Annotated in this window: 25 protein-coding genes; 13 read left to right on the forward strand and 12 right to left on the reverse strand. The window is 68.0% G+C overall.

Annotation, left to right across the window (positions count from 1 at the left end; all coding sequences use genetic code 11):
- The first annotated feature begins 18 nt into the window (after window positions 1-18).
- The gene (locus tag ACWZHB_RS04075) at window positions 19-306 is read left to right on the forward strand and encodes a TIGR02679 domain-containing protein (protein WP_427906585.1); all 288 of its coding nucleotides are present in this window, start codon (window positions 19-21) and stop codon (window positions 304-306) included.
- The gene (locus ACWZHB_RS04080; RefSeq protein WP_427906586.1) at window positions 306-755 is read left to right on the forward strand and encodes a TIGR02679 domain-containing protein; all 450 of its coding nucleotides are present in this window, start codon (window positions 306-308) and stop codon (window positions 753-755) included. The genes ACWZHB_RS04075 and ACWZHB_RS04080 overlap by 1 nt, the downstream gene beginning before the upstream one ends.
- On the opposite strand, the gene ACWZHB_RS04085 is transcribed toward ACWZHB_RS04080, so the two are convergent.
- Genes ACWZHB_RS04085 through ACWZHB_RS04095 form a run of 3 tightly spaced genes read right to left on the reverse strand, consistent with a single transcriptional unit; the run spans window position 741 to window position 2,583 of the window.
- Window positions 741-1,100 carry a hypothetical protein gene (locus tag ACWZHB_RS04085; protein ID WP_427906587.1) on the reverse strand — a complete coding sequence of 120 codons (360 nt, stop codon included), beginning with the start codon at window positions 1,098-1,100 and terminating at the stop codon, window positions 741-743. The genes ACWZHB_RS04080 and ACWZHB_RS04085 overlap by 15 nt on opposite strands.
- A 29-nt stretch (window positions 1,101-1,129) precedes the next feature.
- Window positions 1,130-2,371: a hypothetical protein gene (locus ACWZHB_RS04090; protein ID WP_427906588.1), complete on the reverse strand. Its 1,242-nt coding sequence runs from the start codon at window positions 2,369-2,371 to the stop codon at window positions 1,130-1,132.
- Window positions 2,368-2,583, reverse strand: coding sequence for a hypothetical protein (locus tag ACWZHB_RS04095; RefSeq protein WP_427906589.1), 216 nt, complete (start codon window positions 2,581-2,583; stop codon window positions 2,368-2,370). The genes ACWZHB_RS04090 and ACWZHB_RS04095 overlap by 4 nt, the downstream gene beginning before the upstream one ends.
- Window positions 2,584-3,064: 481 nt before the next feature.
- On the opposite strand from ACWZHB_RS04095, the gene ACWZHB_RS04100 reads away from it, so the two are divergent.
- The gene (locus ACWZHB_RS04100; protein WP_427906590.1) at window positions 3,065-3,691 is read left to right on the forward strand and encodes a hypothetical protein; all 627 of its coding nucleotides are present in this window, start codon (window positions 3,065-3,067) and stop codon (window positions 3,689-3,691) included.
- On the opposite strand, the gene ACWZHB_RS04105 is transcribed toward ACWZHB_RS04100, so the two are convergent.
- Window positions 3,634-4,635 carry a sigma-70 family RNA polymerase sigma factor gene (locus ACWZHB_RS04105; protein ID WP_427906591.1) on the reverse strand — a complete coding sequence of 334 codons (1,002 nt, stop codon included), beginning with the start codon at window positions 4,633-4,635 and terminating at the stop codon, window positions 3,634-3,636. The genes ACWZHB_RS04100 and ACWZHB_RS04105 overlap by 58 nt on opposite strands.
- Window positions 4,636-4,779: 144 nt before the next feature.
- Between ACWZHB_RS04105 and ACWZHB_RS04110 the strand changes: the two genes are divergently transcribed.
- The 3 genes from ACWZHB_RS04110 (at window position 4,780) to ACWZHB_RS04120 (ending at window position 7,711) form a co-directional block, all read left to right on the forward strand.
- The gene (locus tag ACWZHB_RS04110) at window positions 4,780-6,207 is read left to right on the forward strand and encodes a DHA2 family efflux MFS transporter permease subunit (protein WP_427906592.1); all 1,428 of its coding nucleotides are present in this window, start codon (window positions 4,780-4,782) and stop codon (window positions 6,205-6,207) included.
- Window positions 6,208-6,363: 156 nt separating this feature from the next.
- On the forward strand, window positions 6,364-7,098 hold the full coding sequence (locus ACWZHB_RS04115; protein ID WP_427906593.1) for a glucose 1-dehydrogenase: 735 nt from the start codon (window positions 6,364-6,366) through the stop codon (window positions 7,096-7,098).
- A gap of 79 nt (window positions 7,099-7,177) precedes the next feature.
- Entirely contained in the window at window positions 7,178-7,711 is a 534-nt protein-coding gene (locus ACWZHB_RS04120; protein ID WP_427906594.1) for a hypothetical protein, read from the forward strand.
- A 47-nt stretch (window positions 7,712-7,758) separates the two neighbouring features.
- Here the strand turns inward: ACWZHB_RS04120 and ppnP are convergent, their stop codons facing one another.
- The 6 genes from ppnP to sucB all read right to left on the reverse strand — a co-directional run bounded on the left by ppnP (window position 7,759) and on the right by sucB (window position 13,141).
- Window positions 7,759-8,070: a pyrimidine/purine nucleoside phosphorylase gene (ppnP, locus tag ACWZHB_RS04125; RefSeq protein ID WP_427906595.1), complete on the reverse strand. Its 312-nt coding sequence runs from the start codon at window positions 8,068-8,070 to the stop codon at window positions 7,759-7,761.
- 38 nt (window positions 8,071-8,108) lie between these two features.
- Window positions 8,109-9,131: a lipoyl synthase gene (gene lipA, locus ACWZHB_RS04130; protein ID WP_427906596.1), complete on the reverse strand. Its 1,023-nt coding sequence runs from the start codon at window positions 9,129-9,131 to the stop codon at window positions 8,109-8,111.
- Window positions 9,128-9,877 carry a lipoyl(octanoyl) transferase LipB gene (gene lipB / locus ACWZHB_RS04135; protein ID WP_427906597.1) on the reverse strand — a complete coding sequence of 250 codons (750 nt, stop codon included), beginning with the start codon at window positions 9,875-9,877 and terminating at the stop codon, window positions 9,128-9,130. Before lipB ends, lipA begins: the two co-directional genes overlap by 4 nt.
- A 113-nt stretch (window positions 9,878-9,990) precedes the next feature.
- Window positions 9,991-10,494 (reverse strand): GNAT family N-acetyltransferase, encoded by a 504-nt coding sequence (locus ACWZHB_RS04140; protein ID WP_427906598.1) that lies wholly within the window; start codon window positions 10,492-10,494, stop codon window positions 9,991-9,993.
- A 4-nt stretch (window positions 10,495-10,498) separates the two neighbouring features.
- Entirely contained in the window at window positions 10,499-11,392 is an 894-nt protein-coding gene (locus ACWZHB_RS04145) for a TIGR01777 family oxidoreductase (protein WP_427906599.1), read from the reverse strand.
- Between the two features lie 12 nt (window positions 11,393-11,404).
- A complete protein-coding gene (sucB, locus tag ACWZHB_RS04150; protein WP_427906600.1) occupies window positions 11,405-13,141 on the reverse strand; it encodes a 2-oxoglutarate dehydrogenase, E2 component, dihydrolipoamide succinyltransferase in 1,737 nt (578 codons plus the stop codon).
- A 233-nt stretch (window positions 13,142-13,374) separates the two neighbouring features.
- On the opposite strand from sucB, the gene ACWZHB_RS04155 reads away from it, so the two are divergent.
- Complete coding sequence (locus ACWZHB_RS04155) at window positions 13,375-13,725, forward strand: oxidoreductase (protein WP_427906601.1); 351 nt, start codon at window positions 13,375-13,377, stop codon at window positions 13,723-13,725.
- Here ACWZHB_RS04155 and ACWZHB_RS04160 read toward each other — a convergent pair whose 3' ends face one another.
- The gene (locus ACWZHB_RS04160; protein WP_427906602.1) at window positions 13,726-15,234 is read right to left on the reverse strand and encodes a leucyl aminopeptidase; all 1,509 of its coding nucleotides are present in this window, start codon (window positions 15,232-15,234) and stop codon (window positions 13,726-13,728) included. It abuts the gene before it with no gap.
- A gap of 137 nt (window positions 15,235-15,371) precedes the next feature.
- On the opposite strand from ACWZHB_RS04160, the gene ACWZHB_RS04165 reads away from it, so the two are divergent.
- The 6 genes from ACWZHB_RS04165 (at window position 15,372) to ACWZHB_RS04190 (ending at window position 22,557) form a co-directional block, all read left to right on the forward strand.
- Window positions 15,372-16,157, forward strand: a complete 786-nt coding sequence (locus ACWZHB_RS04165; protein WP_427906603.1) for a hypothetical protein — start codon at window positions 15,372-15,374, stop codon at window positions 16,155-16,157.
- Window positions 16,154-17,239 carry a hypothetical protein gene (locus tag ACWZHB_RS04170; protein ID WP_427906604.1) on the forward strand — a complete coding sequence of 362 codons (1,086 nt, stop codon included), beginning with the start codon at window positions 16,154-16,156 and terminating at the stop codon, window positions 17,237-17,239. The genes ACWZHB_RS04165 and ACWZHB_RS04170 overlap by 4 nt, the downstream gene beginning before the upstream one ends.
- Window positions 17,236-18,717, forward strand: coding sequence for a hypothetical protein (locus ACWZHB_RS04175; protein WP_427906605.1), 1,482 nt, complete (start codon window positions 17,236-17,238; stop codon window positions 18,715-18,717). The genes ACWZHB_RS04170 and ACWZHB_RS04175 overlap by 4 nt, the downstream gene beginning before the upstream one ends.
- Window positions 18,714-20,024: an AAA domain-containing protein gene (locus tag ACWZHB_RS04180; protein ID WP_427906606.1), complete on the forward strand. Its 1,311-nt coding sequence runs from the start codon at window positions 18,714-18,716 to the stop codon at window positions 20,022-20,024. The genes ACWZHB_RS04175 and ACWZHB_RS04180 overlap by 4 nt, the downstream gene beginning before the upstream one ends.
- A 182-nt stretch (window positions 20,025-20,206) precedes the next feature.
- Entirely contained in the window at window positions 20,207-22,186 is a 1,980-nt protein-coding gene (locus tag ACWZHB_RS04185) for a sensor histidine kinase (protein ID WP_427906607.1), read from the forward strand.
- On the forward strand, window positions 22,183-22,557 hold the full coding sequence (locus ACWZHB_RS04190; protein WP_427906608.1) for a DUF742 domain-containing protein: 375 nt from the start codon (window positions 22,183-22,185) through the stop codon (window positions 22,555-22,557). The genes ACWZHB_RS04185 and ACWZHB_RS04190 overlap by 4 nt, the downstream gene beginning before the upstream one ends.
- On the opposite strand, the gene ACWZHB_RS04195 is transcribed toward ACWZHB_RS04190, so the two are convergent.
- Window positions 22,554-24,011 carry an MFS transporter gene (locus tag ACWZHB_RS04195; protein WP_427906609.1) on the reverse strand — a complete coding sequence of 486 codons (1,458 nt, stop codon included), beginning with the start codon at window positions 24,009-24,011 and terminating at the stop codon, window positions 22,554-22,556. The genes ACWZHB_RS04190 and ACWZHB_RS04195 overlap by 4 nt on opposite strands.
- Window positions 24,012-24,078: the final 67 nt, after the last annotated feature.

Below are 24,078 nucleotides of genomic sequence, written 5' to 3' on the forward strand. Positions count from 1 at the left end.
TAGCAGTAGCATCTCGATATGCCGAAGGTTCCCATCGCAGCGTTGTCAGCGGACTTGATGCCGTTGTGGCACGCGTTGCACCACCGGCTCGGCAGTGGGCGGGCGGTGGCTTCGGTGAAGGTCGCGATGTCGGGTACCGAGCAGCGGACGGCGTTGGCCGATCTGTTCGGGATGGCCGCGTTGCCCGGTGCCGAATATACCGTCAACTGCGCGCGGCTCGACGCTGTGTTGGTCGAGCTGACGGGGCTGACCGGTCGGGACGTGGTGGAGCGGATGGTCGGTCCGATCGAGGACAGGGCTGCTTGATGGCAGCACGGTCGTTGGACCGGCGGGAGTTGTGGGAGTGGCTCGGCGCCCATTCGGTGGTTGCCGCGCAGCCGGTGCGCGCGGGGTGGGTGGCGGCGATGGAGCGGGCGGGGCTGGTCGAGCAGTCCATTCCACGAACGCGGACATTGTTGGAGTCGGCGCTGCGGGTTCTGGGGGCGATTCCGGCGCAGGGGCAGCCGTTGCCGGTTTTCGCGGATGAAACGGTAGATGATCCGCATGCGCTGGATGATGGAACTCGCTTGCAGGCGATGGTGATTCGAGCATTGGCGGTGATTCACGACCGTCCGGTACCGACCGATGCGGGTGAGTTGCGGCGGTTGTGGGCGCTGGCGGGTGTCGTCCTTGAATGCGCATGCCGATTCGGCCACGCGCGAGACCCTCCGATACCGGCATGCAGTGCGGATCGGTTCGGATTATTGGCCGAATGAGCGGCGGAGGTTGGCGTTGATCAGGGTGTTGATGCGGTGGCGAAGGTGGCCGAGGGTGGAGGTGTCGAGGTCGGGGGAGGCGACGTAAAGGGTCCAGCGGAGGTTGGTGCCGCCGTGGTTGTCGGGCGGGAGGTCGAAATGTAGGCGGGCGGAGGGGTGTTTGGGCCAGAGGGTGGACCAGATGACGAGGGTGGGGTGTTCGCTGTCGAGGACGGTGGGGCGTTGTTCGTCTTTGAGTAATTTCAGCCAGGGGCGGGTGGGGTCGCGATCGGGGTTGGTGAGGGCGGCGAAGATCGCGTGGGGTGGGGCGGGTTGGTTTCGCCGGCGGGTGCCGATTGCGTGCATGGGCGGAGAGTAATTGGGGCGGTCGGCGGTTAGGTCGAGGCTGGGTTCGGTTGACCGCATCGAGTCGCCTGCGTAGCCAGGAGGGTGCGGAGGGGTTCGGGGGTTTCGTCGCGGGCTTCGTAGATGGCTTGCCAGGTTGTGGGGTCCTGGGTGGTGATGGTGGCGACGAGGGAATCCAGGTCGGGGGACTCGTTGAGGAGGGTGAGGGTGCGGGCTCGAGCGGGGGCGGCTTGATGGAGTGCGATGTGGAGCAGGGTGGGCCAGTGGTTTTCGGTGTGGACTTGTTCTATGAGAGTGGTCAGGGAGGCGTCGGGTTCGGTGGCTACCCGGTCGGCGACGGTGTGGAGTTGAGTCGGGGAGAGGTGGGTGGTCAGGGGGAGTAAGGAGAGCCAGAGGTTTTGGGTGATGGCCAGGTCGGTGATTTCGGTCAGGAGGGTGGGGTTTTGCATGGTGGGGCGTTGGGCTAGGCGTTGGAGGGGGTTCGGGCTCATGCCTGCGGCTACGGGGAGGAAGGTGTCCCAGGCGTCGAGGTCTGCTACCGCGGTGAGGAGGCCGTCGATGACTTCGTCTTCTTGGGCGGCGGCGACGTCGGCGAGTTTGGAGCGTTCGGTGGGGCCGAGGAGGTCGAACAGGGTGATGGCCTTGGGCCATTCGCCTGCGTTGTGGGCTGCGCGGATGGTGCCGGGGACGCGGTCGGCGACCAGGGTGAGGAGGCGGTCGGCGGCTGAGGTTTCCTCGAGGTAGTAGCCGACGTGGAGGATGTCGAGGTCGGAGGCGTGTGGGAGGGCTGCGCGCAGGACCGAGTCGGGGACCGAGCCTGCGAGGCGGCCCATCGTCAGATAGTCGCCGCGGCGGATCAATTCGCTGGCGACGGCCGCGGCCATCGGGGCGGGGACCTCGGCGATCACTTCCGCGGCTCGGCGTGGGTCGAGGGTGCGGGTGGCGTCGGCGAGGAACTGGGGAGAGAGGGCACCGGCGATCGATACCGCGCGAGAAGGGTCGACTGAGCCGGCGACCGCGGCCGCGAGGACGGGGCCAAAGGCGGCTTCGGTGATCTTGGCGGCGATGGGGGCGGGGACGAGTTTGGCGGCGGCGCCGATGCGCTGCATGCGGCGGGCTTCGCGGCCGGCGATGAGATCGGTGATCTGGTCGCGGAATTCGCGCAGGGCCTCGGGTGGGAGGGTGGCGAGGAAGTCCAGGTCGGCGGGGTCGCGGTCGAGGACGCGGGCCAGTTTGGCGAGCTCGGCGGCGGTGTGGTGGGTGGCGGTCATAGTCCGAGTACCTTCTTGACGGCGGGGCGGGCCAGGCGGGGGATCAGGCGCATGCCGGAGTCGAGGGCGCCGTCGAGGGCGGCCTTGCGGTGATCGAGGGCGGTGCGGACGTAGTCGTCGAGGCGGGTCAGCTCGTCGGGGGTGAGGGTGGCGAAGTCGGGTGGTGGTGAGACGCCGAGTGTTGCGGTGAGTTGATCCAGGGCATCCGGCACAACCGTCTCCTTTGACGTGGTGTCCAGCAGTCTGTACCGCTGGTGGTTGTTAACGATACTGCCGGTACCGGGTTCTTGATGTGATCGTCGGGGTGTGGATCGTGGGGGTGGATCGGTGGATGGTGCCGACGAATCGGTGGATGATGCCGAGCGGTTCATGCTCGAATTCAATTGCCATAAGCCAGAATTGGAGTCATGGAGGTCGGTCGGCGCTACGCGGGTGCCGACGGATGGGGCGCGCGGTGGTGCCGATAATCGCCATCCCGGCGACGATGACGCCAGGTGCGGGAGGAATTCGAATTCACGTGCGGTCGACAGGGCCGTGCCGCCCACGCCCGCGACACGCGGGGGAAGGATTGCGCGATCGTTGTCGGTGATAGATGCTGGTCCAACTGTTGGTATGTGTCTGGGCGTGACTTTTCCGCGACCATTTCGTAATCTGACAGTGACCTGTTCTCGACAATGACTGGTGATAGACAACGTGACTGCTTCGCATCGCAAACCGTCGGCTCCCAAGAGTCGCCTGCCGCTGGCCGTATGCAGTCTCGCGGCGACCGTTCCCGGCATGTTGATGATGGTGATGCGGCCGGGTGCGGACGTCGAGGCAGTGGCTTCGGTCGAACCGCTGTCGACTTCGGCGATCGAACCCGATCCGATCGCCGCCGCGCCGACGAACGATCAGCCGCAGCCGGGCCCGATCGTCCGGGCCGATGACGAGATGGCGGCGCTGTCGGCGCTGAAGGTGAAGGTGTTGTGCGGGACGGAGTTCAACGGGACTCTGCCGCATGTGGCGCAGGTCGGTAACCTGCTGCAGAAGATGTTCGGAGTCGCCGACATCGGTGGTGCGCACGGTCGCTACGACGGCGACCACGGCGCGGGGCAGGCACTCGACGTGATGACATCGAATGCCGCGCTGGGCAATACGATCGCCGATTTCGTGCTGGCCAACAAGGCGCGCTTCGGCGTCACCTATGTGATCTGGCAGCAGCGCTACAACGACGGCAACGGCTGGTCCTACATGGAGGATCGCGGCAGCCCGACGCAGAATCACTATGACCACGTGCACATTTCGTTCGAGTCGTCGGGCGCGACGAATATCGCCTGCTGAAGCCGTTCGGGGAGGCCGAAGGGGGCGAAACGCTCGGGTCCGTGGAAGGCCACGACTCGGGTGACGCCCGTCGGGGTCGCGGTGAGGATCTGGAGGGAGTGGGCCTCGCCGTTGATGTACAGGGCGAAGGCGGGTTGGCCGTTGGCCGCAACGGGGATCATGCGCGCCGTGCCTGATCGGGCGGGGCACTGCGTGGTGATCAGGCGAATGATCTGGTCGCGGCCGGCGAACCAGTCGGGCACAGGCGGCATTTCCCAGGTGGCGTCGGTTATGAGCAGGGTGGCGAGTGCTGTCATATCGGCGGATTCGAACGCGGCCGCCCAGCGATCGACGACCGATCTGACCGCGGGATCGTCGGGTTCGGTGATGTGGTCGGCGTCGGCGGTGTGATCGGCGAGGGTGGCGTGGGCGCGTTGCAGGGCGCTGTTGATCGCGGTGGGGGTGGTTTCGAGTAGGTCCGCGACCTCGGTTGCCTTCCAGCGCAACACATCTCGCAGGATCAGGACGGCTCGCTGGCGGGGCGGGAGGGTCTGCCAGACGGCGATCAGGGCAAGGCGGGTGCCGTGGCGGGTGGCGAAGATCGCGGCGGGGTCGGTGGTTTCGGGGTCGATCACGATGTTCGGAATGGGCTGCAGCCAGGGGATCGAGTCGGCGGCGCTGCGCAGGTTTTCGGGGTGTTCGGCCGGTCCGTCGAGGCCGGAGGGGAGGACGCGGCGACTGCTGTGCTCCAGGGCGTTGAGGCAGGCGTTGGTGGCGATGCGGTACAGCCAGGTGCGCATCGAGGCGCGACCTTCGAAGTCGGCGTATCCGCGCCAGGCACGCAGCATGGTCTCCTGGACGAGGTCCTCGGCGTCGTCGAGGGAACCGAGCATGCGGTAGCAGTGGGCGAGCAGTTCGCGTCGATACGGCTGCGTGCGTAACGCGAATTCGTCGGTGTCGATCATCCGAAATCCCTTTCTGCCTGGGCGTATGGCGGCCCGCTAATACAGACCGGGCAGGTGGTGTGAAGTCATCGGTGCGCGCGCGATGAGTTTTCCCGGGTGGTCGGTCTGTATGTGTGCAGGCTCGATCTATCGGAAGGAAGCCTCGTGGATACACCGACAGTTTCGAAAGGTACGCGGCGCTGGGTGCTCGCCCTGGCCGCGGTCGCCTCGATGATGGCGGCGCTGGACACCCTGGTTGTCTCGACCGCCCTCGGCACGATTCGCGACGATCTCGGGGCGTCGCTGGAAATGCTGGAATGGACGGTGAACGGCTACAACTTGAGCTTCGCGGTGCTGCTGATCCCGGCGGCGGTGCTCGGTGACCGGTTCGGTCGGCAGCGGATGTTCGCGCTCGGGCTCGCGATCTTCGTCGCGGGCTCGGCCGCATGCGCGATGGCGGGCTCGGTCGAGGCGCTGATCGCGGCCAGGGTCGTGCAGGGTGTGGGCGCGGCGTTGATCATGAGTTTGGCGTTGGCGCTGGTTTCGGCCGCCTATCCGGCGGCGCGGCGCGGGGTGGCGATCGGGGTGCTCGAGGGTGTGACCGGGTTGGCGGTCGCGTGTGGGCCGCTGGTGGGCGGGGCGATCGCGGAGGGGCTGTCGTGGCACTGGATCTTCTGGGTGAACGTGCCGATCGGGCTGGTGGCGATTCCGCTGGTGCTGGCTCGGATTCCGGAGAGCTTCGGCTCGGACACGGCGTTCGACGGGATCGGGCTGGCGTTGGTGACCGGTGGTGCGCTGGGTGTGGTGTGGGGGCTGGTGCGCGGCAATATCGCGGGGTGGCCGGATCCGGAGATCGTGGTGACGCTCGGCGGCGGGATCCTGGCGCTGATTCTGTTCGCGGTGTGGGAATCCCGCACGCGCACACCGATGTTCCCGGTTCGCATGTTCACCTCGCGGGGGTTCGCGGCGGGGAATGTCGCGATCTTCCTGACCTTCGCGGCGTTGTTCGGCGCGGTGTTCTTCTTCGCGCAGTTCATGCAGCTGGTATTCCACTACGGGCCGCTGGGCGCGGGGCTGCGGCTGCTGCCGTGGACGCTGACGCTGTTCTTCTGCGCGCCGCTGGCCGGAGCGCTGGCGGATCGGGTGGGGGAGCGGCCGTTGATGACCGTGGGGCTGACGCTGCAGGCGGTGGGTTTGGGCTGGATCGCGCTCATCGTGGAACCTGGAATGTCCTATCCCGCGATGATTGTGCCGCTGGTGGTGGCGGGAGTGGGTGTGTCGATGGCGATTCCGACCGCGCAGAGTGCGGTAGTGGGTGCGGTCGAGCACGGGGCGATCGGTAAGGCGGCGGGAGCCAACAGCATGATGCGCGAACTCGGCGGGGTGTTCGGGATCGCCGTCGTGGTCGCGATCTTCGCTGGGTTCGGTGGGTACGGGTCGATCTCGGAGTTCGTGGACGGGTTCGTGCCCGCGGTCGCGGCGGGGGCGGTGCTGTCGTTCCTCGGGGCGGTGGTGGCGCTCGCATTGCCCGGTCGGGACGTGAAACCCAGCGAGGGCGTCGCGGACGAACCGGGTGTCCGGGTCTTGTCCTGAGTGATCGGATTCGACGGCTATCGCATCTCGAAGGGCGCCCAAGCGTCCACGCCCGTTCTCACCACAAGTGGAACCTGTTCTAGAAAGTGGCCCGCCGGGATGGCTCGTGCTCGTACGGTGTGAGGGGGTTCGGTTTCTACGAAGGAGTATGCGGACATGGGACGGTTGGCCGGCAAGGTCGCGGTGATCAGTGGTGGTGCGCGCGGGATGGGAGCGGCGCATGCTCGGCGGTTTGTCGCCGAGGGTGCGTCGGTGGTGATCGGGGATGTGCTCGATGACGAAGGTGCCACGGTGGCAACCGAACTCGGGGATGCGGTGGTGTATCGGCATCTCGATGTCCGGGAGCCGGCGCAGTGGGCGGAGATCGTGGAGGCGGCGGTCGAGGAGTTCGGTGGGCTGCATGTGCTGGTGAACAATGCGGGGATCGTCAACGGGAATCTGTTGGTGGACTTCGCGTTGGACGAGTGGCAGCGGATCATCGATATCAATTTGACCGGGACGTTTCTCGGGATGCAGGCCGCCGTGCCCGCGATGAAGAGCGGCGGGTCGATCGTGAACATCTCCTCGGTCGAGGGGATGCGGGGGAGTCCCGGTTTGCACGGGTACACGGCGACGAAATTCGCGGTGCGTGGGCTCACCAAGTCGGCGGCGTTGGAGCTCGCGCCGCAGGGGATTCGGGTGAATTCGGTACACCCGGGGCTGATTTCCACGCCGATGACCGAGGGGATTCCGGCGGACTTCTTGCAGATTCCGCTCGCGCGGGCGGCCGAGCCGGATGAGGTGTCGGCGTTGGTGGCGTATCTGGCGTCCGACGAGTCCTCGTATTCGACCGGCGCGGAGTTCGTGGTGGACGGTGGTCTGACCGTCGGTGTACCGCACAAAAGCTTTTGACCTGGCGTGCAGCGCGCGGTGGGCGATCGGCTCACCCGAACGGGTGATCTCGGCGCGCGAAAGCGAGGAAGATGGAGTTATGGCCCCCAACAGTGCGAAATATCTGATCAGCAACGGCACCGACGACCGGGTGTCGCTTTTCGATGACGGGCGCGTGAAGGTTTGGTCGACCACCCACCTGTGGACCGAAGAAGGTTGCGAGCGGCACAATGCCCTCGGCGAGACTGTGTTGCTCGGGATCGGGCGCACGCTCGGGACGGCCGGGCCCGTGGATCGGCGTCAGCAGTGCGATGCGGAATTCGAACTCGACCCGGAGAAGGGTCACACGATCGCCGCGACCGTTGGTGCGGATAACGGGACGTTCGTGCAGTTCTTCCATGACGGCCAGATCGCGGTCGGCAACGACGGGCGCGATGTGGCGACGGTGTTCAACGCGGGCCGGGAGACGGTCTCGGCGCGGGGCACCAACAGTGTCGGCGGTTCGGTGATGGTCACCTTCGGTGGCAGCTACCGGCCGAGGAACAAGCGCGAGAGCGACTTTCAGGTGGAATTGAGCGAGGCCACGGCCCCGCGGCCCAACCGGCTGTACAAGGACGAGTTCCTGGTGAAGTAGATCCGGCGAACCGGGGCGACCGCGCTGGTCGCCCCGGCTCCGGTTCGTCAGCCGTAGTAGCAGACGTAGTGCATGGTGTCGACGACCTCGATGTCGAAGGCGCTGTCGCCGGGGACCTTGAACGACTCGCCCGCACGGTAGGTGATGGCCTCGGTCATCCCGGCCAACGTCACGTTGGCCTCACCCGCGACCAGCTCCATGATCTCCGGCGCGCTGGTGGTGAAGCGCAGCGACGACGGCTGGATCACGCCGACCGACACCGCGGCGCCATCGGGCATCTCGAGGCTGTAGCTGACGCACTTGCCGTCGAAGTAGACGTTGGCCTTCTTGCTGACGGAGACGTTCTCGAACTTCGACATGGGTCCTTCCGAGGGGATGAGGGGACCCTTAGTCTAGGTCAGCTGCCGAAGCGGGCCAGGACCGAGCTGGCTTCCTGGGAGGCGGTGCCTTCCTTGGCCAGGTGGGCCATGGCTTCGGGGATCTCACGGCCGTGGTGGGCCATCGCCTGGGCGTAGAGGCGGCCTGCCCGGTACGAGGAGCGAACCAGTGGGCCTGCCATGACGCCGGCGAAGCCGAGCTCTTCGGCGACCCGGGAATGCTCGACGAATTCCTCCGGCTTCACCCAGCGGTCGACCGGGTGGTGGCGCGGGCTGGGGCGCAGGTACTGGGTGATGGTGAGGATGTCGCAGCCTGCCTCGTGGAGGTCGCGCATCGCCTCGGTGACCTCTTCGGGGGTTTCGCCCATGCCGAGGATGAGGTTGGACTTGGTGACCAGACCCGCCTCGCGGGCGGCGGTGATCACGGCGAGGGAACGCTCGTAGCGGAAGGCGGGGCGGATGCGCTTGAAGATGCGCGGCACCGTTTCCAGGTTGTGTGCGAGGACCTCGGGGCGCGACGAGAAGACCTCGGCGAGCTGGGCGGGGTCGGCGTTGAAGTCGGGGATGAGCAGTTCGACGCCGGTGGCGGGGTTGATCGCCTTGATGGCGCGCACGGTTTCGGCGTAGAGCCAGGCGCCGCCGTCGTCGAGGTCGTCGCGGGCGACGCCGGTGATCGTCGAGTAGCGCAGGCCCATCGACTGGACGCTCTCGGCGACGCGGCGCGGCTCGTCGCGGTCGAGGGCGGCGGGCTTGCCGGTGTCGATCTGGCAGAAATCGCAGCGGCGGGTGCACTGCTCGCCGCCGATGAGAAATGTGGCTTCGCGGTCTTCCCAGCACTCGAAGATGTTGGGGCAACCCGCTTCTTCACAGACGGTGTGCAGGCCTTCGGATTTCACCAGGCTCTTGAGCTCGGTGTATTCGGGGCCCATCGTGGCGCGCGTGCGAATCCACTTGGGTTTGCGCTCGATCGGTGTCTCCGCGTTGCGCGCTTCGATGCGCAGCAGTTTGCGTCCGGCGGGGGCAGAGGCGTCGACGGAAGTCACCGGACCGACTCTACGCTCGGGGCCTGCGCGTTCGCAGCCGCGGTGGTGCGATCAATGTCATGGGGCGAAACGGGAATTTCGCCGTCGAGCGCGGCAACAATCGCGGCGGCGACGAGGGGCTCGAGTTCGGCGACGGTGACTTCGCGGCCGAGTTCGCGGGTCAGGGTGGTGACACCGGCGTCCTTGATGCCGCAGGGCACTATCGCCTGGAAGCCGTCGAGGGCGGAATTGCAGTTCAGGGAGATGCCGTGCAAGGCGACGCCGCGCTGCACACGCACGCCGATCGCGGCGACCTTGCGCTCGGCGAGCAGTTCGGTGGCGGGCAGCCACACACCGGAGCGGCCTTCGATGCGACCGCACTCGATCCCCAGGCCGGACACGACGTGGATGAGAGCTTCCTCCAGGCGCCGGACGTAGTGGACGACGTCGACGGGCTCGGCGAGGCGGATGATCGGATAGCCGACCAGCTGGCCGGGACCGTGCCAGGTGATCTTGCCGCCACGGTCGACCTGCACCACCGGGCTGCCATCGATCGGCAGGTCCTCGGACTCGGTGCGGCGACCCGCGGTGTAGACCGACGGGTGCTCGAGCAGGAGCAGCCGATCGGTGCCTTCGCCCGCGGCGCGCTCATCGGCGATCTGCCGTTGTAGCTCCCAGGCGGCGTTGTATTCGATGAGTCCGAGATTCTCGACCACGATCGGGGTCGTATCGAATCGAGCGGACGCGGTGGGGCGCGTGTCGTTCACAGCTCTGACGTTACGCCCCGGGGTGCCGGTCGGTCAGCCCGGCCACAGCGTCTGGTTCGGTGCGAGCACAGGCCGATCGGCGCGCACCGCGAATTCCCAGCGACCGGGCCGATTCACGGTTCGATGGGGAAGTTTCGCTGCATGAGGGTCAGGTCCATCCAGCGGCCGAATTTGTGGCCGACCTCGGGGAGCTCGCCGACGGTGTGGAAGCCGAAGCGCTCGTGCAGGACGATCGAGGCGCTGTTGCCGGCTTCGATGGCGGCGATCATCGCGTGAACGCGGCCGGAATCTGTTGCGCGAGTGATCAATGCGGTGAGCAGGGTGGTGGCCACGCCGCGGCGCTGGAAACGGCTGTCGACGTAGACGGAGTTCTCGACGGTGAAGCGGTAGCCGGATTTGGGCCGCCACTGGCCGTAGGAGGCGTAGCCGGCGACCTCGCCGTCGATCTCGGCGATCAGGATCGGCATCCCGGCGTCGGTGCGGGTGGCGAACCAGGTGAGGCGGTCGTCGAGGTCGACTTCGTCGGTGTCCCAGATCGCGGTCGACTCGGCGATGTTGGTGTTGTGGATGGCCAGGACGGCGGGGAGGTCGGCCTTGTCGGCGTCGCGGATCAGCATCGGCTCAGCCTCGGCCGACGGCGGCGGCCAGCGCGGCGCCGATCGTCGGGTGCTGGTAGGTGTACCCGGATTCCTCGAGTACGGCGGGAATGGCGCGTGGTCCGTGCAGGATCGAGTCGGCCAGCTCGCCGACCAGGGCTTGCAGGGCGAAACCGGGGACGATAAAGGGGGTCGGCCGGTGCAGGGCTCGGCCGAGGGCGCGGTTGAACTCCGCGTTGGTGACGGGGGCGGGGCCGACCGCGTTGAGCGGGCCGGAGATCTCGGGGTGGGTGAGCGCGAAGACGATGGCGCCGACCTCGTCGTCGAGGGAGATCCACGGGAAGTACTGGCGGCCGCTACCGAGGCGCCCGCCGAGGCCGAGCCAGTACAGCGGGTGCAGCTTGCTGAGCATGCCGCCGTTGCGAGCCAGCACCACGGCGCTGCGGATCAGCACGGTGCGCACGCCCGCTTCGGTGGCCGGTTCGGTGGCGGCTTCCCAGTCGCGGCACAGCGTGGCGAGGAAACCTGTTCCGGCAGGTGCTGTTTCGTCGACGACGGCGTCACCGGTGCCGACGCCGTAATAGTGCGCGCCGCTGGCGTTGACCAGCGTCGGCACACCCGCGGCGGCGACCGCGGTGGCCAGGACGTCGGTGGGGGTGATGCGGCTGTCGCGCAGCAACTGCTTGTAGCTGCCGTTCCAGCGATGATCGCCGATGCCGGCACCACAGAGGTTCACGACCGCGTCGGTCCCGCGCAACGCCCGCTCGTCGAGCTGGGCGCGCGCGGGTTCCCACGTGAACTCGTCCGGTGCCGCGGCCGGGCGCCGCACGAGACGGGAGACCTGGTGCCCGTCGCGGCGCAGTGCCGCGACGAGCGCCGTCCCGATCAAGCCGGACGAACCGGCGATGACCACCTTCATCGAATTCCTCGGCTACAGGCCGAGATCGGCCTCGAACGCCGAATCCTCGAGCCGGTGCTTGATGGTGGAGACGAACCGGCCCGCGTCGGCACCGTCGATGAGACGGTGATCGTAGGTGAGCGGCAGGTACACCATCGAGCGCACGCCGATGGACTCGCCACCGTTCTCGTCGGTCACCACCACCGGGCGCTTGATGATCGCGCCGGTGCCGAGCATGCCCGCTTGCGGCGGGAGCAGGATCGGGGTGTCGAAGAGCGCGCCCTCGCTACCGATATTGGTGATGGTGAAGGTGCCACCGGACAGCTCGTCGGGCTTGAGTCCACCGTTGCGCGCGCGGTTGGCGATGTCGGCGATCGCGCGGGCCAGGCCGGCCAGCGACAGGTCGCTGGCGTTGTGGATGACCGGCGAGAGCAGACCCTGTTCGGTGTCGACCGCGATACCGAGGTGCACCGACGCGTGGTAGGTGATCTCCTTGGTGTCCTCGTTGTAGGACGCGTTCACGTTCGGGTGCACACCGAGTGCCTCGACGACGGCCTTCGCGAAGAACGGCAGGTACGTCAGGTTGACGCCCTCGCGCGACTTGAACGAGGCCTTCGCGAGCTGACGCAGATGCGCGATCTTGGTGACGTCGGCCTCGTGGACCTGGGTCAGCTGCGCGGTGCTCTGCAGCGATTCGCGCGTCTTGGTCGCGGTGATCTGGCGAATCCGGCTGGCCTTCTGCGTGGTGCCGACGAGCGCGGCCAGCTTCGGGGCGGCGGACTGCTTGGCCGCGGGCGCAGGTGCGGCAGCGGCCGGAGCCGGTGCGGCGGCGGGCGCCTTCTTGGCTTCGGCGGCGGCGAGCACGTCCTGCTTGCGGATGCGGCCGCCGACACCGGAACCGGTGAGGGACGACAGGTCGACGTTGTTCTCGTCGGCCAGCTTGCGGACCAGCGGAGTCACGTACGGGGTGCTGCCGTTGGCCGAAGTCGAAGCCGGGGCAGGAGCGGACGCGGCAGGCGCGGGAGCGGGCTTGGGTGCCGGCGCCGGCGCGGGCTTCGGCGCGGGTGCCGGTGCGGGAGCAGCGGCGGCCGGTGCGGGAGCCGGTGCCGGGGCGGGCTCGGGCTCGGGCTCAGGCGCGGCAGCCGCGGGCTGACCGCTACCGATCACACCCAGCTGGCCACCCACATCGATGACGTCGTCTTCCTGCGCCGTGATCTCGAGCAGCGTGCCCGCGACCGGCGAGGGGATCTCGGTGTCGACCTTGTCGGTGGACACCTCGAGCAGCGGCTCGTCGACGGCGACGGTGTCACCCACGGCCTTGAGCCAGCGGGTAACGGTGCCCTCGGTGACCGACTCGCCCAGTTCGGGCATCTTCACGGGCGTGCCGGAAGCGGCGGACGCGGCAGGCGCGGCGGCCGGGGCAGGTGCCTCGGCGGCGGGGGCCTGGGCGGCGGGTTCGGGCTCGGGCGCGGGGGCCGGCTCGGCGGCGGCCGGTGCGGCAGCCGGTTCAGGTGCGGTGGCGGGGGCCTCGCCGGCGTCGCTGATCACGCCGAGTTCACCGCCGACCTCGACGATGTCGTCTTGCTGGGCGACGATCTTGGAAAGCACGCCCGCGGTCGGCGACGGGATCTCGGTATCGACTTTGTCGGTGGAGACTTCGAGCAGCGGTTCGTCGACCTCGACCGTGTCCCCTTCCTGCTTCAGCCACCTGGTCACCGTGCCCTCGGTGACGCTCTCACCAAGGGCTGGCATCTGGACGGAGAAGGCCATGTCCTCTGACTCCTCTGCAGTGTGTACCCGGCGGACATTCGTCGCGGGTCGCGGCTTTCGTCCACTCCGCCGGTCTCGGCGAAGCACCCGGGAAACGTTGGTTCTTGTTCCGGCAACCATCCTTGCACTCGTCCGTCGCGGGTGTGGCGCAGGGCGGCGATCCGGGCGAAGCTGGCACCATGGAATGTACGGCGGTGAGCAGAATTCCGCCGGAATGTAGGAGGTCGAGCCTGATGGGTTTGCTGGATCGTTTCCGTGGTGGGCGCGGTGCGAGCAGGTCAGTCGCTCGCGAGAGCGCGTCGGAGGTGAGCGCCCTGGCGGACTGGGCGCGGACGCGGCGCGGCGTCGAAGCGTTCATCGAACCCAAAACAACTGTGACCGATGTCACAGCAGTGCTGGTGGCCGTGGACGGCGAATGGACCCGCCGCATCGTCGGTGAGAAGGGTGCGCGCCGGTTGGCGGGTGCGCTGAAGATTCCGGTCTACGACGTCAACCGCACCGGCTATCCGCAACGCATGCGCGACTTCGATGCCCGCCGCCGCATCGAGCAGCGGCGGGCCCGCGAAGCCGAACTGGAGGAGTGACTACTCCGCGCCGATCTCCTCGATCACGGTGATCAGCGTGCGCACCGGAACGCCCGTGCCACCCTTGCCGATGTAGCCGAACGGTCCACCGGTGTTGTAGGCCGGACCTGCGACGTCGAGGTGTGCCCACTGCACACCCTCCGGCACGAAGTCTTTGAGGAAGAGCGCGGCCGAGAGCATGCCGCCCCAGCGGTGCGGCGCCACATTGGCCAGGTCGGCGACCTTGGAATTGAGATCGGCGCGCAGCTCGGCGGGTAGTGGCATGGCCCAGCCGTTCTCGCCGACCGACCGCGAGATCGCGGCGACACGGTCGCGGAATTCGTCGGTGCCCATCACGCCAGGGGTGCGGGTGCCGAGCGCGACCATCTGCGCGCCGGTGAGGGTCGCGACGTCGATCAGGTAGTCGGGCTCGTCCTCGACCGCGCGCACGATGGCGTCGGCCAGGATGAGGCGACCCTCGGCGTCGGTGTTGATGACCTCGACGGTGGTGCCGCCGTACTGGGTGAGCACGTCGCCGGGCCGCTGGGCGGTAGCCGACGGCATGTTCTCGGCCATCGGGACGGTCGCGGTGACGGTGACCGGCAGGCCGAGGCGCCCGGCCAGCAGCACGGTCGCGATGACCGCCGCGGCGCCCGCCATGTCCGAGGTCATGTTCTCCATGTTGGCCGCGGGCTTGATCGAGATACCGCCGGTGTCGAAGGTGATGCCCTTGCCGACGAGCGCGATCTTCTTCGGGCCGCCCGCGTAGCTGATCCGGATCAGCCGCGGCGGCCGCGAGGAACCCTGGCCGACGCCGATGATGCCGCCGTACCCGGCCGCGGCGAGGGCGTTCTCGTCGAGCACCTCGACCTCGAGGCCCGCGCCCTCGGCGAGTACCCGGGCCCGGTCGGCGAACTCGGCGGGGTAGAGCGCGCTGGGCGGGGTGTTGACGAAATCGCGGGCGGTGGCGATGGCTTCGGCCACCAGCTGTGCGCGCAGTAGTTCCAGGGTGCCGAACTCCGGTTCGGGCACCAGCAATTCGAGGCGGACCACGGGACGCTCGTCCGGCTTGGGCGCGCTCTTGGACTTGAAGGTGGAGAAGGTGTACGCGCCGAGGTAGAAGCCTTCGGCCGCGGCACCGAGGTCGATGCCGGACAGGGTGGTGGCGACGAGTTCGGTGCCACTGAGCGCGCGCCCGGCGACGCCGGCGCTGCGGCGCACCTGTTCGGCGTCGACCTTCTCGGCCGCGCCGAGTCCGACGGCGAGCACGCTGGTGACGTCGGCCAGGGCGGACGGCGCGGGCACCCTGGTGAGTTCCTCGGCCTTGCCCTTGGCGCCGACCGAGCCGAGAGCGTCCAGCAGTTCCGCGCGAACCTCGGCGGTGAGCACGTCGCCGAACAGGTCGGCGGGGACGATGGCGGGGCCGTTCTCCGACGACGTCAACCCGATCACCAGCACGTCGGTGTCGGGGGCGATGGTTTCGGTACGCGCCAATTCTGGTCCGAGGGAACGATCTGCGACTGCGGTCATTGCCCCAGGTTATTCGGTCGCTATCGGTGCTCGCATCATGAGTCCGGGTGTACGGGTGTGCGGGGTTACCGTTCGGCGCTGCCGGAAATACTGGGATTTACTGGACAATACTGGTAGCTGTGGATACGCTCCGACTCGTGACGGACTCGGCCGAGGAGCTGGAGGTGCGCATCTCCGGTTTGCGGGCCGAGGTGCGACGGGCGGCCGCCGGTGGGGATCGGGCGGGGGCCCGGCAATTGCGGGCGCAGTTGCGTCAGGCCGAATCGGCGTGGGACGCGGCGGTTCTCGGGTCGATTCCGGATGAGGCCGCGGAGGCGCCAGGGGTGCCGGTGCGTGAGCATGTGCATCGCGCGTTGACGTTGTTGTCGGTGCCGTCGTCGCCGAAATTGGTGCTCGCGACACATGACGCGTTCTTCTCCGGGGAGCTGCTGCCCGCCCGGCTGACCAGTCTGCGGCGCGACGAGGAACGCTCCTTCCGGGCGGCGCCGTACGCGCGCCCGTACTACCTGTGCGCGGCGCTCACCACGGATCTGCTCGCACCCGCGCGCGGGTTGATGGCCGTGAGTTCGTGGCCACTGGAAAGGCGGATGGTCGGCCCGTTGAGCCCGCGGGTGGGGCTGCTGGTGTCGGCTATTCGCTTGGCGGAACATCTTTCGGCGCAGCCTGCCCGGGAAACGTCCGGTGTGCGCGTACTGTGGCGGCTCGCCGTGTCGATTCCCGGGATCTCCACCGCCCCGGATTCGCTCGACCCGGCGCAGGTGATCGAGGCCGCCCGGCGGGAGCTGGCGGTGCACGAAGACGAGGACGCGTCCCAGCGTGCGTCGGCCGCGCGCCGGGCCGCGGATCAGCTGGCGGATCCGGCCGCACAACTATTCGGTGTTCGGCTCGGCGTAGCCGATCGGCGACGAATCGAGGTGAAATGAGCACTCTCGCAACACAGTTGGACGAATTGCGGGGCGAAGTCCCCGCCACCAGACACAATGCCCGCACCATCGCCGCGCTGACGGCCAATCCCGGATGTGCCCGCCGCGCCCTGCTCGACGCGGCCGCGGTGGACAAAACCGTGATCGCCCAATCGCTCGGATTTCCACCGCAATTCGGTCAGTCCCAATTCGCCATCACCCGCGGCAACGCTTTCGAGGCGATGGTCAAGGCGAATGGTTGCGCGGAATTGCTCGCCCTGTTGCGCGAAAAGCTGGGCCTCACCATTCCCGAAGTCGCCTACCACGACCTCAATTCGGTGGGGGAGAACACCGGCAACGCGGTGCGCTATCAACGCACCAGGCAATTGCTGAAGAGCACGATCACGGCGGGCGACGGCACGCTGTTCGATCACCCCATGCTGCGGCTCGATATCGCCGGTGCCACCGCCTATCTCGAACCCGATGTGGTGGCCGTGCAAGTGGACGGCAAGTTCCATGTGGTGGAGGTCAAGGCGTTCCCGGTGATCGACGGGCAGGCCGATCCGGCGCAGGTGGCGGCCGCCGCGCGCCAGTCCGCGGTGTATGTGATCGCGTTGCGCGAGTTGATGGCCGAGATCGGCGAGTCGCCGGAGATCGTGTCGCACAACGCGATTCTGGTCTGCGCGAAGGACTTCTCGAACCGGCCGACCGCCGAACTGGTGGATCTGCGCAAACAACTCGCCACGGTCTCGCGTCAATTGACCAGGCTCACCGCGATTCCCGATCTGCTCGATCTGCTGCCACCCGAGGCGACCTTCGCGCCGGGGGAGAACCTCGAGAAGACGATCGCCGCCATCCCGGCTCGCTACGCGCCCGAGTGCATGTCGAGTTGTGAGCTCGCGTTCGCCTGCCGCGACGAGGCCCGCACCTGTGGTTCGGTGGACGCGCTCGGGCGCGGGGTGTGCGATGTGGTCGGCGGCATCGACAACATCCACACCGTCCTCGGCCTGGCCGACGGGACACTGGAACCCGGCCCCGAACACGCCGACATCACCGCCATGCTGCGGACCGCCCACCGGCTGCGATGGGAGATCGCCGGATGAGCGTGCTGGCGGCCCTGGCCAAGGCCGAGGCCGTGCGGGCCGGGCGTGCGCAGGCGACCGCGGCGGTGCGCCACCTCCACCTCGCCGAGCGGCCGCTGGTCGCCGTGCCGTTGCGGCTGGCGGGGGAGGCGGCGGCGCCGGTGGCGATCATGATCGGCACCTCGGTCGGCGACCAGAACGTGTTGACGGTGCCCCAGCCGCGCGACCGAGTGCTGCGGTTGCGGTTCATCGAACAGCTGGCTGATGTTGTGCTGCCCTATCTTTCGATGTTTCTCGTCGAGACCGAGGAGCTCACCAGCAAAGCGGGCGAGACCTACACCCGGTGCCTCGACGCGCCGCAGATGTGGACACCCAATCCCGGCGGCGTGAATTTCCTGAAACTGCTGGGACGTTCGGTGCGATTTCATCGTGTGGACGGCGACAACCCGGTGCCCGAGTCGATTCCGCTGCTCGGGCGGTGGCTCACCTGGTTCGGTGATCGGGCCGAACACCCCGGGTCGGCGGTGCTGCCCGCGATGACGTCGGTGCTGTCGTCGCATTGGGCATCGGGTCAGTCCACCCTCGAAGACGGCAATCTCACCGCGCTGCTCGGTTGGATCGATCCGCCACCCGGGCTGACCGGCGCGGAAGCCGCTGCCCTGGCGGAAGATCCGCTGCTGTCACCGCCCGCAGGCCCGGCCACCGATCCCGGATTCGACAACGAAGAACTGGCGCCGCTGATCGCCGCCTACAACGCCGCACCCGACGACTCGGCCAGATCTGTCGCGGCCGAACGGCTGGAGCGTTCGCTGCGCGGTCAGCTCGAACCCACCTGGCAGCTGATGTGGCGCTCGATCGAGCTGCTGCGCGCACTGCCGGAAGGTGCCAGCGTCGAGAATCGATGGACCGACGATCGCGGTGCGTTCTCCCGCTTCGCCGCCGATGTCGCGGAGGGGATTCCGCAGGCCCGCCGCGATTCCGCCGTTCCGGCGGTGCGCAGGCTGCTCGAGCGCGAACGCGCTCTGGAGGCATTGCAGGCGCAGTGTGCTTTCGATGATCCGCTGCGCATGCTCGAACACCGCGTCAGCGGTGCGGCCTTCCGTGGCACCGTCGTACACGCCGAGCCGGAGCGTCTCGACCGGTCGGGTTCGCGGCCGAAACTGCGCCCGCACATCCACATTCGAACAACCGATCCGTTTGTCGCGGTGGTCGGTGAAGAACTGACCTGCGTCGAACGGCCGAAGCAGACCGGGCTGGTAGTCGACATCGACGGTGACAGCGTGGTTCTCGAACTGTCCGGCGGTATGGGGCGCAAACTCGTCGCCGAGCCGGGCAGTGTTCCCGAGGAAGGCGAGGACCTCGGTTTCGCCCGCTTCAAACCGACACCGTTCAACGGAATGCTGAATCTGCCCGCGCGCGAGGAAACTCCGTGGACCCACGGTGGTCCGCCGCCGGAATGGACGCCGCCCACCGACGACGAGGGGGAAGAACTCCAGTGACCACCCCGGACGCGGCAGTCGCCGGAATCCTCACCGACCTACGTGACGAAAGCCATCGCGCGATCGTCGTCGACTCACCACCAGGCGCGGGCAAGTCCACCCTCGTCGTCCGTGCGGCCCGCCAGCTCGCCGAGGACGGCGACCAGCGGATGATCGTCGCCCAGACCAACGAGCAGGTCGACGACCTCATCGACCGCCTTGCCGTCGCCGACCCCGCGCTGCGGATCGGACGGCTCTCCAGCGCGGCCTACGTGGTGAGCGACCGGGTGGACCGGCACAGCACTGTGCGCGTCGCCAAGCAGCCGGGTGACCTCGAGGATCGCGCCATCGTGATCGGCACCGCCGCCAAATGGGCCACCATCACCGAGGGCACCTGGACGCACGCGATTATCGACGAGGCGTACCAGATGCGCTCGGACATGTTGTTGCGCATCGCGAATCGGTTCGATCGGGGGCTGTTCGTGGGCGACCCGGGGCAACTCGACCCGTTCGCGACCGTCGAAACCGCGCGCTGGGCCGGACTCACCTGGGACCCGACGATGAGCGCCGTCAGCGTGATGCTGGCCAACAACGACAACATCCCCACCCACCGCCTGCCCGTGTCCTGGCGACTGCCCGCCACCGCGGCACCGGTGGTCTCGGCAGCGTTCTACCCCTTCACCGAATTCCAGTCCGGCACCGGATTCGGTGACCGGCGAATGGATTTCACGACCCGTGGCATGGGCGGCCCGATCGACGAGGTGCTGGAGGAGGCGGCCGAATCCGGTTGGGGCTGGTACGAATTGCCCGCCCGGCACACCCTGCGCACCGACCGTGAAGCCGTGGCCGCGATCGCCGCGATCGCCGCGCGGCTGATCGAACGCGGCGCCACCGCGCATTCCGAATCCGGCAGTCACCCCGTGACCACCGACCGGGTCGCGATCGGCACCGCGCACCGCGACCAGGCCGACGCCATCCGCACCGCGCTGCGCGGCACCTGCGCCGAACCGGTCACCGTCGACACCGCCAACCGGCTCCAGGGCCGCGAATACGACGTCACCCTGGTGCTGCACCCGCTCTCGGGCCGTCGCGACGCCAGCGCCTTCCATCTGGAGGCAGGCCGGCTGTGCGTGCTGGCCTCCCGGCACCGCCACGCCTGCATCCTGGTCGGCCGCGCGGGCATCCCCGAACTCCTCGACGCCCACCCCTCCGCCGACCCGGTCCATCTCGGGGTTCCGGTGAAGTTCCCCGACGGGTGGGAGGCGAATCAGGCGGTGCTGAGTCATCTGTCGAACCATCGCGTGCGGGCAGCGGCACCGCACTCCTAGCGCGGCTCACCGAACGCTGCGAGTTTGCCTGATACACCGTCTGTTTCGACATTCGGCTACAGCACGCGCCCGGTCAAGCAGTCGGTTAGTCTCACGGCGAGACACGCGTGGTGGGTGGCCCATTACCGGCACCTGCGCGCAGCGGGGCGCCGGGGCGTTCCGGGGAGTGGAAAGATTCAGAATTGAAGATCAGGCGTACCGGTGTTCGTGGCCGGGTCAGTGTCCGTATCCGATTGCTGTCGATGGTGCTCATCTCCAGCGTCATGCTTGTGGTGGTCGGTGGTGGCGGCGCTGTTTACCTGGTGAATTCGGCCAGGGATTCCACCGAATGGGCCGACTTGGCGAGCAGCACCACCGCGCCCGCGATTCTCATGGTTTCGGCATTCCAGGAAGAGCGCAGGTTGTCGCTGCTGCGATTGGCCGGTGACGTGTCGTCAGCACCCGCGTTGGTCACTGCCAAGCAGCGCTCCGATGAGGCGCTCGCCGCGGTGATCGCGAAAGGCGACGCGGCTCGCGCGCTGAATCCCGACGGTTCCCGGGAGGATATCGAGGGGTACAACAAACTCTTCGCCATGGTGCCGGTCGTCCGCAATGGCGTCGAAGCCACCCAGATTCCCGCCGGTGAGGTTTTCGAGTTCTACACCGGGGTGATCGGCACGATCATCGCCGCGTCGATGCTGGCGGCCCGGGTCGCGCCGGAGGCGAAGGTCGGTATCGAATTGGGTTATGCCGTCGACCAATTGCGGGCGGCCGAGGCGCTGTCGCAGGCCGATACCCTCGGTTCGGTCGCGTTGACCACGGGTCGGATGACCAGTGCCGAGGTGGTCGATTTCGGCCGTCGGGTCGGCGAGTTCCGGGGTGAGGCCGCCTATTCCGCGACGGTGCTGAAAGGTCACCGCCTGGCACAGCTTTCGGAGATCACCGCGAGTCCGCAGTGGCAGCAGGTGATCGCGATGCAGGACGCGATGCTCCTGCGCGGACCGGTATCGGAAAAGGACGGGGAGACAGAACTTCCGATCAGTCTGGCGGCCTGGCAGGACGCGTCGAGATCTGTCGGCCTTGCGTTGCAGAAACTGTGGGAAGACCAGAGCGGTGACGCTCATCTGATCGCCAGGCAACAGGGCGAACGCGACACCGAAAGCGCGCTGCTCGGCGGCGCGCTGATCGCGTTCGCCGCGGTGGCCGCGTTCCTCGTCGCGTTGGTGATGGCGAATCGGTTCATCGCGCGGATGCACCGCCTGCGCCACGACACCCTCGAACTGGCCGACGAGCGTCTGCCCGACGTGATGCGCCGGGTCGCGGCCGGTGCGGTCGTCGATACCACGACCGAGGCCTCGCGCCTCGACTTCGGCACCGACGAGCTCGGCCAGGTGGCCGCGGCGTTCAACCGCGCCCACGTCGCCGCGATGTCGGCCGCCGTCGCAGAGGCCGAGACCAAGGCCGGGATCAACACCGTCTTCGTCGATATCGCGCACCGCAGCCAGGTGGTGGTACACCGCCAGCTCGCGCTGCTCGACCGCGCCGAGCGCGACGAGAGCAATGCCGATCAGCTCGAGCTGCTCTTCCAGCTCGACCATCTGGCCACCCGGGCCCGGCGCAATGCCGAGAACCTCATCATCCTCGGCGGCGAACAGCCGGGTCGACGGTGGCGCAAGCCGGTCCCGCTGCTCGAACTGGTGCGCGGCGCGATCGCGGAAAGCCTGGACTACACCAGGATCGTGGCCAAGCAGATGCCGCAGGTGCGGATCGCTGGGCACGCGGTCGCCGACGTGATCCACCTGCTCGCCGAGCTGATGGACAACGCCACCGCCTTCTCCCCACCCGAAACCCAGGTCGTGGTGTCCGGGATCGTGGTCGGGCGTGGGGTCGCGGTGGAGATCACCGACCAGGGTCTGGGTATGTCGGAGACCGATACGGCCGAGCGCAACGCGATGCTGGCCGACCCGCCTGCGTTCAGCGTCGGCGCGCTGTCGGGTACCTCACGGCTCGGCCTGTTCGTCGTCGCCACGCTGGCGGGCAGGCACGGCATCGTGGTGCGGCTCTCGGAATCGGTCTACGGCGGTGTCCGGGTCGTGGTGCTGATCCCGACCGCGCTGGCCGAGGCGGCCGACCCCGAGTCGGCGATCTCCGGCCAGTTCCCGGCCGTCGCGCCGCGGCCATGAGCGACGAACGCGAACACTGGTACGAGGACGAGGCGGGCCCGCTGGTCCGCCTCTACGCCGTCACCGGCGGGCGCGCCACACCGCAGCGCCACGACCTCGAGCTCACCACCTTGCTCGTCGCCGCGCGCTCCGGTGTCCGATCCCGCCTGCTCGGGCCCGAATACGACGCGATCGTCGACCTGTGCCGTTCCCCGCTGTCGGTCGCGGAGGTCTCCGCCCATCTCCACCTACCACTGACCTCGACGAAGGTTCTCGTCGGCGACCTCATCGACGAGGGCGCACTCCTCGCCAGGGCACCCCGAAACCAGCTGAGCACCGCCCCGGACGTGAATGTCCTGCGGGCGGTGCTCGCCGGGATCAAACGGTCCTAGGCCTTCGCCACCGACTGCGTCGGCAGGGTCGCGAGTTCGGCATCGAGATCGATGGGCTCGGCCGATCGGCGCGGAATGGCCAACGCGATCCCGGCCGCCACGAGCGCCACCGCGGCACCGATCAGCAGCCCGACATGGAAACCGGTCTCCGAGGGCACGGCATGCCCGGCGAAGTCGGTCGTCATATTGGCCAGCACCACTCCGACGACGGCGGCCGACACCGAGGTACCGAGCGAGCGCATCAGCGTGTTGATGCTGTTGGCGGAGGCGGTTTCCGACAGCGGCACCGCTCCCATGATCAGGGCGGGCATGGCGCCGTAGGCCAGGCCGACGCCGACATTGGTGATGCAGACCATCGTCATCAGGCCCCAGGTCGAACCCATCAGCACGGCCGAAGAGCCGTAGCCGATGGCGATGACGAGCGCCCCGACCGCGAGGGTGACCTTGGGTCCGCGCGCGGCTGAGAGTTTCGCGCCCGCAGGCGACAACGCCATCATCATCAGGCCGCCCGGCGCCATCCACAGGCCCATGCTCAACATGGTTTGTCCCATGCCGTGGCCGGTGGCGGTCGGCAGCTGCATCAGCTGCGGCACGATCAGCGCCTGGCCGTACATGGCGAAGCCGACCAGGACGGATGCGGCATTGGTCAGCAGTACCTGCGGTCGCGCCGTGGTGCGCAGATCGACGAGCGGGTCGGCGGTGCGCAGTTCCCACCATCCCCATGCGACCAGCGTTATCGCCGACGCGGCGAACAGGCCGAGCGTGGTGGCGCTGGTCCAGCCCCACCCGGCGCCCTTCGACACCGGCAGAAGCAGGAATACCAGCCCCGCGCCGAGTCCCACCGCGCCGACGAAATCGAATCGTCCGCCCGCGTCACCGCGCTTCGCCTCGGCCGGGACCAGAGTCACGATGAGCACCATCACCAGCGCGCTGAGCGCCGCCGCGGCCCAGAACAGCACCCGCCAGCTCGCGTATTGCGCGACCGCGGCCGACACCGGTAGACCCAACGCGCCACCGACGCCGAGCGAGGCGCTCATGAGCGCGATCGAGGAACCCAGCCGCTCCGCGGGCAGCACATCGCGCATCAGGCTGATTCCCAGCGGAATCAAGCCGACACCCATGCCCTGGATTCCGCGGCCGATCAGCATGGGTACCAGCGAGCTGGACATGGCGGCCACCGCGGCGCCCACGATCAGGAATCCGCCGGAGACCAGCAGCATGCGGTGTTTGCCGTACAGGTCACCGAGCTTGCCCGCGACCGGGGTGAACACCGCTCCCACGAGCAGCGTCACCGTGATCACCCAGGAGGCATTGGCGGCGCTGGTGTCGAGCAGTCCCGGAAGTTCCCCGATGATCGGCACGACCGCCGTCTGCGTGATCGCGGCGACAGTGCCGCCGAAGGCGAGGACGCCCACGACCACTCCGGGTCGGCCCCTCTCAGCTGAGATCCCCACGTACCGCTCCTCTCGACAATCAGAAAGTTATGTACAGAGCACAAGATATGCATGCTGCATTTCATGT

This window comes from Nocardia sp. FBN12 (assembly GCF_054031145.1).